Source organism: Nostoc sp. DedQUE02 (assembly GCF_034531035.1).
Lineage (GTDB): Bacteria > Cyanobacteriota > Cyanobacteriia > Cyanobacteriales > Nostocaceae > Nostoc.
In genome coordinates this window covers 24789-36353 of the sequence record NZ_JAVRBY020000068.1, presented here as the reverse complement: position 1 = coordinate 36353, position 11565 = coordinate 24789, and the positions used below count along the sequence as shown (strand labels likewise).

Below are 11565 nucleotides of genomic sequence, written 5' to 3'. Positions count from 1 at the left end.
ACTCATTTGTTATTTCGGAGTACTCATTTGTTATTTCGGCGAACTCATTTGTTATTTCGGCGAACTCATTTGTTATTTCGGAGTACTCATTTGTTACTTCAGAGTACTCATTTGTTATTTCGGAGTGTCCACACCCTACTGGCGTAGCACAGCTAAAATGTTGCATTAAGCGTAGGTTGGGTTGAGCAACGCGAAACCTAACATTCATCGGGGTGTTGGGTCTCATACTTCGACCCAACCTACAAGATTTATTGCACAAATTTAGCCTTGACACGCTAGTAGGGGCGCACATCTGTGTACTACTTCTTCATATTCCGCTTCATTTGTTCTAATTCATCCTGAGTTTCCCAGCTACGAAACTTCTCTTCTAAGTCATCAAACCCACCAGAATAACTGCTAGTTTGATTCGACCAACCACTGGTTTCAAAACGCTGCTGGGTTTGGGCTTTAGCACGGACTGTCTGTGCTTCTGCGGCTTTAGCTTGTACCTCTTGTCGGCGCTGCTGAATTTTTTTCAGTAATTCCTGAGATTGGTTAATGCGTTCTTTCAACCCTTGCATGTGTCCCCAGCGCTGATTTCCTTCGCGCAACAAGGCTGCTTCTCGCTGACTTGCCGCAGCCGCCAAATCCTCTCTATTGGCGTTTTTGGCTTTTTGAATGCGGATATGCCAACGCTGAATTTCTTGCGCGGTGGAGAGAATTTCTTCTTGCGATCGCTTTTCTTGTAATTTTAAATCTGCGATCAGCTTTAATGTATCTTCTTCTTGCTCACGCAGCTGTTCTAGCAGCGCCTCTAACTCCAAATGTGGATTATTACGCAAGAATTCTTCTAAACGGTTTTCTAGAAACCGACTCAAATCATCAAATAAGCCCACTGCTAGAACTCCAGAGATCGGGTGCGTGACTATTTTATTGTAGTAATTATTATCGTGGGCGGAATCTAAATTTTAATAAAGCAGGAGTCAGAATCCAGAATTCAGAATTCAGAATACTCTACTCATAAAGGGATAGAGTTTTAGCTTGTTGAATATTTTAATTTTTTCGCCCACCAGGGACGAAAGCGCGTAGCGGGACGAACGCGAGTGCGTCTCCAAGAGTTGTACGGTTTTAACCAATATTCATTAACGCACTTTCACATTCCGTGAAAGGTCAGTGCGAAATAACTCAATAACGCCACCTTATACCAATTTAATGTGAAGTTGCACGTATCTTGATCCCCCTAAATCCCCCGATAAATTGGGGGACTTTGATAGATGTTTTTCCAGTTCCCCCCTTATTAAGGGGAGCCAGCGCGGTCTTGGGGTCTCCCCAAGTGGAGCGACTGGCGTGGGCTAGGGGGGATCGAATTCTATGCAGCTTCATAATAATAAATTGGTATTAGGGACTTCCAAATAAAAAAATAATCAATCACTTTGGAAAGACTTGGGAAAGGGTGGAGACAAGGGAGAGGTATTGCTACCTTGTCTACCTTGTCTACCTTGTCTACCTTGTTCCCCTGCTCCTATTGGATGCAAAAATTGAGTAATGTAATTTTTGGATGTCCCTTATGGCAAAAGTCTCTGAATAGACACTGAAACTTCTGCAAATGCTAATGGTATAACCGTTCCTTGCGTAAGAGTATATTCTTCAACATACTTCCCATTTTGAGGGTTTCTAAACACAATCATCTGTTTAGCAGATAAACTTAAAACCCAATATTCTTGAATCTCAGCCGTAGCATAAATCGTAGCCTTGATCTCCAAGTCTTTATTTAAGCTTGTGTTGGCAACTTCTACAATCCAGAATATATCTTTAGGAGCAGGATGGCGATCGTTGTAGGATGATTCTGGCAGTCGAACAATCGCAATATCAGGTTCGGGTTCCGAGTCGGATAGTGTTATAAGCCCATTGAAGCGGACATCAGCTTTACCTGATAGCAATTCTTCTAAATATTTTGCACCTCGTTTTGCTGTGGTGTAGCGAATTGGGGTTTCTGGACTCATCTCAACAATTTCGCCTGCTAGCAATTCCAGATGACGACCACGCAGAATGCCCGCCTCAACCATGCGATGATAGTCGTCTACAGACCATTTAGCCAGGGTTTTCATAGCAGATGTCCAAAGTGGGTATCAACTCATAACGGCAAAAATAATAAAAAATGTATTCAACAAAGTATTTGCTACTTCTGCCAAGACGCAGGCCGCCATGCTGCTTTGGGGATACTACCAACCTCAATGTCTTTAATTCGAATGGATTTCTTTCTTGCTTTTCCATCCCACCGAACGCAGAACTCTCCATACTTCTCATAGATTGACAGAAGCGTTGTTTCTGCCGCATTTATTTCTTCTATTTTTCTGTCAATATCAGCTTGCTGCGATTTCTCGTATTCACCAATGAATATGCCGTTGCTTTCAATCAGCAGCCGATTCATTTTTTTTCCAATGGGTTCGACGCACACAAACAAAGTCATGCTGCTAATCTCCTTTGGGGCTAACTAGTTATTAGACTGAAACTTTCCAAATATCAATAAATTTTCTATATATCGTCAATATCCGACTATTATACCGAATTTTTCCGTATAGCTATTTTGTTTGGAGCTAATATCAATAAATTTTCTGTGTATTCTCATTTTTCGGATAAAAGGCAATTTATAAAGTAAAAATATGGTAACAATCCACTTGAGCGCAGTATTGGTTGGTCTGCTTTGGATGTCGGGCGAGTACTTGCGGCGTTTGATGTTATCCTTACCTGGCATCCTCAATATAATGATTGGCTCAAAGGAATTGTAGCAAAGTGGCAAGTGGCGCGATCGCTATTTTAATAACCTCTAGAGGATTTCCAACAAATAAATTATTCAATCTTCTAGGGTATTGTTTATTTCAAAGTCCCTAAATCTTTAAATGAATATGATCAAAGGGGGCATTAAACCCCCTTACTTCTCTGGCAATTAAGAGTCACCTCAATACCAGAATGGTTGGTAATAGTACTTTTGCTGACATCTAGATGGAATAGGAAGAACTATACCAAAAGATGATCATCATTTAGTCCTATCTGTGGGTCAATCAGGTAGCAGATTTCTGAGATTTGGCAGGATATGAGAGTGGATAGTTACTATGATTTTGACCCACTGCCAACAGTTATTGTTGAGTCTGGTGTTCCCATTTCAGAGTTTTCAGCATTGTCAACCTCAAGACTTCGGAGCAATTCTCGAATAACATCTGTTGCTGGCCTTCCTGTCAAAGCACAGTAGCATTCAAGTTTCTTCATTTCTTCGGTTGTGAGATTTACTGTCAGTCGCTTAACAGCCCATTTTTTCTTCATAATCCTCTTTTGTCTTTAATATGTTTGTTAATTTTTATCGAAATTGCCAAGTCATTACGATCATTCCCGTAGTGCATAGCCTACACCACTGACTGTATGAATCAAACACTTTTTATTATTTTCTTTCAACTTGAGTCGCAGATCAGGAATATAAACCTCAATAAGTAGAAGGACTAAATTAAATCTAACTTGAGCTTGCCGGGTTTCGACTTCGCTCAACCCTCGTCTTCTCAAGGATCGAGCATTGAGCGCAGTCGAAATGCGTCTTCTAAATAATTGTGTCCACTTACTTAATATTAGGATAACTCATGAAGTCGTAACCCCAAACTTCCGCTAAAAGTTGGTCTATAGTCAACACTTGACGGGGATGTGAAAGGAGATATTCTAATAAGTCAAACTTGCTCTCATTGAGCAAATCGGGCATAATGTTCGATATACAGCAGAATTCAGAATTTAGGAGTCAGAATTCAGAAGTAAAACAGGCTTTATATCTGCCTTTGGGACTTAGTTTGTGTACTTCACTAACTTGAAATCTGCTGTAAAACTTAGGAGAACTGGCGATCAAGCGCACGGATTCACGATTTGCTAAGGCTGCCTACCATTGTTTGAGCCGATCGAGTCCCGGTGGTAAATGCGATCGCAAGTTGAAAATAAGCAGACGAAATCGACACTATTAATTAACTACAAACAGCGAAGGGGACTAACGTTAACTTCAACCTATTGGTTGATAGTCTCTAGATATGGCCGCGGTTGATGAAAACCCTGAAGTGAAGCATCGACGATGAGACAAACTTCGATATGCATACCATCAGGATCGGAAAATGATAAGTTAAGTACTGGGCCAAGGTCGGCGATCGCGCCATCACTCACACCTTGATCTATGAGTTTGCGGCGGATAATCTGAAATGCTGATTCTGTTGGGGCATTCAAAGCTAAGTGGTCGATGTGTCCCCGTGCAAATATATCCGGCAATCCAGAACTATGAATATTATTAGGCATCTCTGCTGCGTGAAGTACGCTCTGCGATCCAGCCAGCAGAAGTGCGTGACGAAAGGCTGGAGTCGTCTCTTGAAAGATTACTGGCATCTCGAATACATCAGTATAGAAGTCGATAAAGCGGTCGATATCTGCTGTCACCACTGCAACATGGTGGATACCTGATACAAGGCTCATGGTGTTACTCCAGTTGGATTGTGCAATTTCTTTTCTATGAATAGGGAGCGATAACTTCTCTAGGAGACGTTTTAGTGAAGCGCTGGCGATCGTGCTTTTGGTCAAAATCAATAATTGGCCCCTTCGGCACAATTCGATTTGGATTAATATCAGTCATACTCATGTAATAGCTGCGCTTGGTATAGTCTAGATTGCAAGTCGCTTTGAATGGCTGACGCTGATATAGGTCTAGTAGATAATTCCAGAGATTTGGATAGTCAATAATTCGCCGCAAATTGCATTTAAAATGACCGTAATACACTGAGTCGAAGCGATACAGAGTAACAAACATACAAATATCGGCTTCGGTAAGTTGATTGCCACATAAATACCGTTGCTGGCTCAGAATGGCTTCCCATCGATCTAAACTCTCGAAAAGTTCAGTTACCGCATCTTCATAGGCTGCTTGTGAAGTCGCAAAACCAGCGCGATATACACCAACATTGATTGGCAGATAGATTGCATTGATCGTTTCATCAATCTTATGCTGTAGGTCGCGTGGATATAAGTCTATTTTTTGTGTTGCCAATTCCCCAAACTCGACATCAAACATCCGCATGATTTCGCGAGATTCGTTATTGACGATTGTTTGAGTTTGCTTATCCCACAACACTGGAACAGTAACTCGTCCTATGTATTTGGGATCGGCTTTCAGATAAACCTCTTGCAAATATTGAGTGTGATTTACCCAGTCAGGAATAGCTGCCGGTGCTTCAGAAAACATCCATCCCTTGTCGCTCATAATCGAATCGACGATAGAGACTGAGATTACATCATTCAAACCTTTGATTTCTCGCATAATTAAAGTGCGATGCGCCCACGGACAGGCTAAGGAAATGTAGAGGTGATAGCGCCCTGCTTCTGCCTTAAACCCACTAGAACCATCGGCGGTGACGCGATCGCGAAACGTTGTCGGCATTTCCTTAAACTTACCATTGGGATCTGATTTATTCCCATTGGTTGTCCATTTGCCTTCGATCATCATTCCTGACGGCATATTTTCCTCTTAACACTAAAGCGTGTCTATAAACTTTTGAGGATTACTTCAGCATTACGTCTTTCCTTTTCTGAAGGATGTTAATTTCTTAAAAATTCTTGACAAAATCGACTTTGCAGATAGACACGGTTTCCCGTATCAACTCGCTGTCGCCAACCAAGCACGCAAAACCTCTGCTACTGTCCACGCTTGGGCAATACATCCCCGTGGAGCCATCGGGGCATCACCATCAAAAATTTCGCTGAGACTGCCAACACCGTGTGCAGTCAGATGATTAGCCATTGGTTCCAAAAATTGACGAGCTTGTTCGGGATTTTTGTAGACGCGCAGGTGTGCTAAGACGAACGGCCCCAACAACCAACCCCAAACCGTCCCTTGGTGGTAAGCTCCATCACGTTGATACTGATTACCACCGTATTTACCCTGATATTGAAGATGGTCGGGGGCTAGCGATCGCAACCCATGAGAAGTTAGCAGCGATCGCCCGCAAGCTTCCACCACACCCTTCTGCTGGGCAGGTGTGAGCGGACTTTCTGGTAATGAGACAGCAAATATTTGATTAGGACGCAACAACCCATCATCACCATCAGGACTGTCTAAAACGTCATAGCAATAACCAGTCTCTTCATTCCAAAAGCGAGAAAATCTATACTTGGCACGGTCTGCCATTGCTTCATATTCTTGGTGTGGTTTCCCAAGCTGACGGGCAAACTTTGCCATTGTCCGTAAAGCATTATACCAGAGGGCGTTAACTTCAATCGGTTTGCCAATTCGGGGCGTAACTACCCAATCGTCAACTTTGGCATCCATCCAGGTCAGTTGTACGCCTGCAACACCTGCATAAAGTAAGCCATCGGCGGCATCGAGATGAATATTGTAACGTGTACCGCGACAGTGCCAATCAATGATGTCTGCAAGTATGGGAAAAAGTTCAGCAAGCAAAGTATCATCGTCCGTAGCGCTGTAGTAAGCGCGGACTGCTTCAAAGTACCAAAGAGTGGCATCGACTGTATTATATTCTGGTTGCTCACCCGCATCGGGAAAGCGATTAGGTAACATTCCCTGGTCTACGTATCTGGCAAAGGTGCGAAGAATTGAGCGTGCTACCTCTGGACGACCAGTGGAAATTGTCAAACCAGGTAGACTAATCATCGTGTCGCGTCCCCAGTCGCTAAACCAGTGATAACCAGCGATGATGCTTTTGCCGTAGGGGTCTTCTGGCAATGAGCGATCGACAATAAACTGGTCAGCAGCTAGTACTAGGTGGTTGATCCAGCTAGGTGATTCCTTAGTCTTGAGGGGTCGATTAGTTTTCCAAAATCCTGTTAACTTCTGTTCTTGAGCGCGACGTAACTTGAGTGCTGCTTCACCATTGAGATTTGGTTGCTTTTCTGTGGTGGCTACAAAGGCGATCGCTTCCCCAGGATTCAGTGTAACTTCAAAGGTGGCGGCGTGGAGGTGGTCTTCTTGATCTCTCAATCCCCGATAACGTTCAACTGCTAAGTCAAAGCCATGATACCAATTGTGGACAACAGAGACATTAACACGTGAAACGCTGCGTAGCTTGCCGCCGTAGGCATCGCCTTTAGGTGAATCACTTAGTAGATATAGTGGTACAGCACCCGGATAAGCAGTTACACAAATCCCCTGTTCCACCTCCTCAACAGACATCTGCCAACCATTACTTTGAGTGTCGCTGTGATAATCGCGATAGTTGACTATTGCTTTGAGCGTCAACTTTAGCGGTTGAGTGGCACGACGCAAAGTATACTGCACATAAGTTGTATTCGCGCCTTGTTGCATCCATACGCGTTTTTCTAATAAGGCATCAGCAACAGCAAAACACCATACAGGAATTGTACTTTCCAGAGAAAAACGTTCAATATGCTGATAACCGTGGGGACTGACAATACCATCTGCCCAACGATTAGTATCTAGAGAATAAGAACGAGTATCGTACAGGACAGTTTCATCTAGTTTTGCCAGCATTAAGGTACGACCCAAAGGTGGTTTCAATGCTGCTACCAGTAGTCCGTGATAACGGCGAGTCAACAAACCAGCCACAGTCCCAGAGGCGTAACCACCAATACCATTAGTAACTAACCACTCCCGCGATTCTGCAATGTCAAGATTGCCGCAGATTTCCCGCCCAAATTCTATACACATAAGTCACACCACTTTGCTCTAAATTCAAAATTAACGATCGCCATCATGCTTTTCTCTCTGCGTTTTCTATGCGTCTACAGTTTGAAAGTAATTTATTGAACCACAGAGGCGCAGAGAACACGGAAAAAAGAGGAATTATTGTCTAAAAATTTTACCTGCTTTGAAAGGGTTACTCCTAACTTTTGTTAGATTGAAGATTGCTCCTCAGTTATTTGAGATTCATTTACTAGAGGATTGAGGATGACTTCATTTGCTACACTATCAGCTTTACGGGCACGAATTGCTGGACGCGAACGCCTATAACCTGCTCTTTCAGCTTTTTGGTGTTCGTAATCAATTAATCTGCCATAATATTCATGCTTGCTTAAATTCATCGACAAGAAAATATGCTGGCGGATATTACCAAAACCTTTGCGGTTAAAAAACTTTAATGCTGAAGTATTCGTAGGGTCAGTGTCTACCAGCATAAACCTTGCCCCATCTTCAATCATCCGGGCGACGACTTTATCAACCAACTTGTCTGCAACTCCCCGACGCTGATACTTCGGGCTAACTCCCAGCCATAAAATATATCCATAAGTCCAGGATGCTTTGGTGATGATGGTTCCCAAAACGAATCCTGCTAATTCCCCATCTGTTTCAGCCACAAGACAGTATTCTGGATCGGTGTTGTAAAGTCCAATCACTTCCCATTCATCCCAAGTGCGGTATAAATAAGGGTATAAATCGCTGGTAAATAACCCTTCTCCCAAGTGATAAACGGGAGCAATGTCATCAATTCCTAATTCGCGTACATAAATTGCTTCAGTTTCATCAAAAGTTGACATAAATTTAGAAATGGTGATTTATTTACTATAGATATGTTGTTGAATGAAAAAAAAGAGCATTTACCGAATCTAGCTTTTTAAATCAAAATGCTTTCAAATGTTTTAGAGTTAGAAAAAGGACTTTACATTACTTTTCAATTTTCCACAAGACTCTACAGATATAAGGAATCTGTTTTAGTAACCAAATCCTGCGGATCAAATCAAAGTGAGACTTCTTGAATACTGTCAAAATTTGGCAATGAGTCTTTCACTGCTTCTTCAGTTGCTTGTGTGCGTAGTTTACCGTCATAGGCATCGCACCGTTTAGCAAACGGACAATAATCACAGTTTTTACTACCTTCCCCAACTTGCGGAAACTGCTGGTTATTTTGGTAATTTTCTAGCCAATTAGTTAACTGGCTTAACAGTTGATTAAGTTTCTTTGCTGTTTGTGTGTGTTGAACCGTATTGTAATTAAATTTAATATTTTGCGGCTTACCCTCAGATTGGACAAACCAATAAGTCATAGAAATATTTTCTGGCAAATAGTCGCTAGTTTCTGCCAAGACATACATATAAAGCCGTGTTTGCCAGTTGGATTCTAACTTGCGTTTATTGGGTGGTTTAGGATAAGTTTTCCAGTCGAGAATTTGCGCTTGTTGGTTATCTGCAATCAATAAATCATAGACAACCGTTAGCAAATAGTTCTGAACTTGCAGGGTGCGGTAGTGTTCACTTTCACGAAAAGTTTGATTATCAGATGCAGCCGTTAAAATTTCTGGGGCTGCATCAGCAAAAGACAGCATCCAGCTTTGCAGTTGAGCATCTGCTTGCAAGAAACTATCAATTGGCAAACCCATTTCTCGCTGCTGCATTAGCAAGTGAAAGCGACTACCCAAAGTTAGCCGTTCTTCTTGTTCTGGATTTGAGGGCGAATTGAGTTTTTCTAAGTAAGTATGTTGAAATTTACGCGGACAAGCTTCTAGTAAGTTCAGTTGTCCTTGAGACAGTCGCAATAGTTGAGTAGGAGTTGATAGCATTCTTCTATTTTAGAAGCTAATTATCATCTGTAACTCACCTTTAGCAGACTATCTGTAAAAACAGATATAGGACTCATATTTAATTTTTGAAAAACCTCAGTAGAACTAGGAAGCCTTCTTTCCCCTTGCAAGAGTGCCTATTGCCTATTACCTATTGCCTATTACCTATTGCCTATTGCCTATTGCCTATTGCCTATTACCTATTGCCTATTGCCTGTCTACGCAAATCACTTCAGAAATCAAAGCCTTTGGCTGAGTGAAGTTAACCAAAGGCTATTTATTGAGTGTCACAATGAGCCTTAACTCCAGGACTCAACAATCATGGCGATCGCAAATAGACAGACTAGGGAAATTGCTATCCTCACAATCCATATCCATAGACCTGTGGATAAAAGCATCCCAACTATTATGTAAGCGCCAAAAGTATGAGACACAACAAAGGCTAATGCAACGCCCAGCAGTGCCAGCATAAAATACTTGAGTCCTTTACAAAACCACTCGAACAGCAGATTATCGTTGTCTTTAAGACTCGGTTTCATAGGTTTTCTCCTGTTTTAAAAGTTGAATCTAGGTAGCAGATAGCCTCCCCCGACCACACTCAGGAAACAGCTAATGCCCACAACATTGCTCCCACCAAGTCAAGGTAAACAATAGTCCTACTCCTGAGTGGAGTTGGAATGCCACCGACGGTGGTCTTGAATATTTGCAGATAATGAAAATTTAAGCTCCTCAATAAATTGCCAGGGCAATCTGGATATCACAATTAGACGCTCAATGCTCGTAATCGCAGATAGCGCGCACTACGTGCATTGAAACCTCGCAATTCTGACAGACAATTTTGATGTTTGCCTTTTTCAGAATTGACGCTTCCAACCACTGCCTTTACTTCTTACTCACACGACTTACGCAAAATTATGAAATAAACGTAGATGTCAAGGATATATTCGTTGAAGGCGTTCCCGTTGCCTTGACACAGCCTCTCGTAGAGAAGCGTAAAAATCAGAGTTTCAAAAAGTTATTGCGTAAGTTTTAACTCACCAAGTTCCTTTTTTTTGATGTAACCTTACTAAGTTACTATTGACTAAGCTGTTATACTCACTATAAAGTAACTAAGTTACTTAGGTCAAGGTAAACTATAAAGAAAATTTTTTAAATAGCACAAGATACTACAAATCTGGCTGAAATCTCCAAATGATTCTTCGTTTTTGGGACTTCCAAATAAAAAAATACTAAAAATACTCAACTGTCTCGCCTGTTGGTAGTCAGTCCAATACGCTTGGGTTAACAAATTTATCTGTTGAGGCAAGTTCTTGAGGCAGGGGAGGAAGAATTAACTTTTTTCCTCCCCTGCTTCTCCTGCTTCCTTGGTCATGCGACATCACAGAGAATCCTGACAATTGAACCTTGGGTACTTGGCTAAAAAAGCTCAATTTGATATTGTTGATCGACATATCAGATTGATATATCAAAATGCTGAAGTTGGCAGTATTAGGTCTATTACAGCGAGAGCCATTAAATGGTTATCGGCTCAAACAGCAACTCGAAATGTTTATGAGTTGCAGTATTTGTGTCAACTATGGTGCAATTTATCCTTTGCTGAAGCGCATGGAAGAACAAGGTGAAGTGATTTTATGTGCAGAACAAGGAGAAGAAGGTGGGCAGTGTGGAAAGGTATATGAGATTACACCCCTCGGCAAAAACACTTGGTATAAAGAGATGTTGTCATATCCTCATGAAAGTTGGGTAAATGCGCGATCGCGATTCCTAATCAAATTTTTTTTCTTTAGCTATTTATTACCTGAAGAACGAGTGCGGTTAATCGAACATCGATTGATGTCATGTCAGTTACGCCTTGCAGAAAAAAAAGCACTGGAAGTTACTGATGATTTATATCAAGGGAAAGTGCGAAGGCGTGCGGTTGAAGTCATCAAATCAGAAATTGAGTGGCTAGTTGAGCAACTCCAAATAGAACAACTTCAATTAACTAACACGCCAACCTCAGTAGAACAGCTTTAACACAAAAAACTTTTGAAGTATCCTAACT

The 11565-nt window shown here is 41.8% G+C and carries 12 protein-coding genes and 3 pseudogenes; 2 read left to right on the top strand and 13 right to left on the bottom strand.

The annotated features are described in order from the left end of the window. The 4 genes from RMX98_RS30900 to RMX98_RS30885 all read right to left on the bottom strand — a co-directional run. A partial coding sequence (locus RMX98_RS30900) for a hypothetical protein (protein WP_409882031.1) occupies nucleotides 1–226 on the bottom strand: 226 nt, incomplete at its 3' end. 73 nt (nucleotides 227–299) lie between these two features. Then, nucleotides 300–875 carry a TIGR04376 family protein gene (locus tag RMX98_RS30895; RefSeq protein WP_322680282.1) on the bottom strand — a complete coding sequence of 192 codons (576 nt, stop codon included), beginning with the start codon at nucleotides 873–875 and terminating at the stop codon, nucleotides 300–302. 669 nt (nucleotides 876–1544) lie between these two features. Further along, the gene (locus RMX98_RS30890) at nucleotides 1545–2087 is read right to left on the bottom strand and encodes a Uma2 family endonuclease (RefSeq protein ID WP_322680281.1); all 543 of its coding nucleotides are present in this window, start codon (nucleotides 2085–2087) and stop codon (nucleotides 1545–1547) included. Between the two features lie 71 nt (nucleotides 2088–2158). Next, the gene (locus RMX98_RS30885; protein ID WP_322680280.1) at nucleotides 2159–2449 is read right to left on the bottom strand and encodes a hypothetical protein; all 291 of its coding nucleotides are present in this window, start codon (nucleotides 2447–2449) and stop codon (nucleotides 2159–2161) included. A gap of 201 nt (nucleotides 2450–2650) precedes the next feature. On the opposite strand from RMX98_RS30885, the pseudogene RMX98_RS30880 reads away from it, so the two are divergent. Then, nucleotides 2651–2800: pseudogene (locus tag RMX98_RS30880) on the top strand (DUF3131 domain-containing protein); the annotation flags it as partial. 290 nt (nucleotides 2801–3090) lie between these two features. On the opposite strand, the gene RMX98_RS30875 reads toward RMX98_RS30880, so the two are convergent. The 9 genes and pseudogenes from RMX98_RS30875 to RMX98_RS30835 form a co-directional block, all read right to left on the bottom strand. Next, nucleotides 3091–3300, bottom strand: coding sequence for a CopG family transcriptional regulator (locus tag RMX98_RS30875; RefSeq protein WP_322680279.1), 210 nt, complete (start codon nucleotides 3298–3300; stop codon nucleotides 3091–3093). A 60-nt stretch (nucleotides 3301–3360) separates the two neighbouring features. After that, a pseudogene (locus RMX98_RS30870) lies at nucleotides 3361–3462 on the bottom strand (winged helix-turn-helix domain-containing protein); the annotation flags it as partial. A gap of 130 nt (nucleotides 3463–3592) precedes the next feature. Continuing rightward, nucleotides 3593–3712, bottom strand: a pseudogene (locus RMX98_RS30865) (helix-turn-helix domain-containing protein); the annotation flags it as partial. Between the two features lie 305 nt (nucleotides 3713–4017). Continuing rightward, a complete protein-coding gene (locus RMX98_RS30860; protein WP_322680278.1) occupies nucleotides 4018–4473 on the bottom strand; it encodes a VOC family protein in 456 nt (151 codons plus the stop codon). 34 nt (nucleotides 4474–4507) lie between these two features. Next, the gene (locus RMX98_RS30855; protein ID WP_322680277.1) at nucleotides 4508–5509 is read right to left on the bottom strand and encodes a glutathione S-transferase family protein; all 1002 of its coding nucleotides are present in this window, start codon (nucleotides 5507–5509) and stop codon (nucleotides 4508–4510) included. Between the two features lie 138 nt (nucleotides 5510–5647). Beyond that, complete coding sequence (locus RMX98_RS30850; RefSeq protein WP_322680276.1) at nucleotides 5648–7675, bottom strand: amylo-alpha-1,6-glucosidase; 2028 nt, start codon at nucleotides 7673–7675, stop codon at nucleotides 5648–5650. A gap of 185 nt (nucleotides 7676–7860) precedes the next feature. Beyond that, on the bottom strand, nucleotides 7861–8502 hold the full coding sequence (locus tag RMX98_RS30845; protein ID WP_322680275.1) for a GNAT family N-acetyltransferase: 642 nt from the start codon (nucleotides 8500–8502) through the stop codon (nucleotides 7861–7863). Nucleotides 8503–8702: 200 nt separating this feature from the next. Next, nucleotides 8703–9521, bottom strand: a complete 819-nt coding sequence (locus RMX98_RS30840; protein WP_322680274.1) for a PD-(D/E)XK nuclease family protein — start codon at nucleotides 9519–9521, stop codon at nucleotides 8703–8705. 299 nt (nucleotides 9522–9820) lie between these two features. Further along, entirely contained in the window at nucleotides 9821–10060 is a 240-nt protein-coding gene (locus RMX98_RS30835; protein ID WP_322680273.1) for a hypothetical protein, read from the bottom strand. Between the two features lie 931 nt (nucleotides 10061–10991). Between RMX98_RS30835 and RMX98_RS30830 the strand changes: the two genes are divergently transcribed. After that, nucleotides 10992–11537, top strand: coding sequence for a helix-turn-helix transcriptional regulator (locus tag RMX98_RS30830; protein WP_322680272.1), 546 nt, complete (start codon nucleotides 10992–10994; stop codon nucleotides 11535–11537). The last annotated feature ends 28 nt before the right edge of the window (nucleotides 11538–11565 follow it).

Bases quoted from the DNA above. Each gene is read 5' to 3' on its own strand.
- RMX98_RS30850 (WP_322680276.1), bottom strand. From the start codon at position 7,675: ATGTGTATAGAATTTGGGCGGGAAATCTGCGGCAATCTTGACATTGCA.
- RMX98_RS30835 (WP_322680273.1), bottom strand. From the start codon at position 10,060: ATGAAACCGAGTCTTAAAGACAACGATAATCTGCTGTTCGAGTGGTTT.
- RMX98_RS30860 (WP_322680278.1), bottom strand. From the start codon at position 4,473: ATGAGCCTTGTATCAGGTATCCACCATGTTGCAGTGGTGACAGCAGAT.
- RMX98_RS30830 (WP_322680272.1), top strand. From the start codon at position 10,992: ATGCTGAAGTTGGCAGTATTAGGTCTATTACAGCGAGAGCCATTAAAT.
- RMX98_RS30875 (WP_322680279.1), bottom strand. From the start codon at position 3,300: ATGAAGAAAAAATGGGCTGTTAAGCGACTGACAGTAAATCTCACAACC.
- RMX98_RS30840 (WP_322680274.1), bottom strand. From the start codon at position 9,521: ATGCTATCAACTCCTACTCAACTATTGCGACTGTCTCAAGGACAACTG.
- RMX98_RS30885 (WP_322680280.1), bottom strand. From the start codon at position 2,449: ATGACTTTGTTTGTGTGCGTCGAACCCATTGGAAAAAAAATGAATCGG.
- RMX98_RS30845 (WP_322680275.1), bottom strand. From the start codon at position 8,502: ATGTCAACTTTTGATGAAACTGAAGCAATTTATGTACGCGAATTAGGA.
- RMX98_RS30855 (WP_322680277.1), bottom strand. From the start codon at position 5,509: ATGCCGTCAGGAATGATGATCGAAGGCAAATGGACAACCAATGGGAAT.
- RMX98_RS30890 (WP_322680281.1), bottom strand. From the start codon at position 2,087: ATGAAAACCCTGGCTAAATGGTCTGTAGACGACTATCATCGCATGGTT.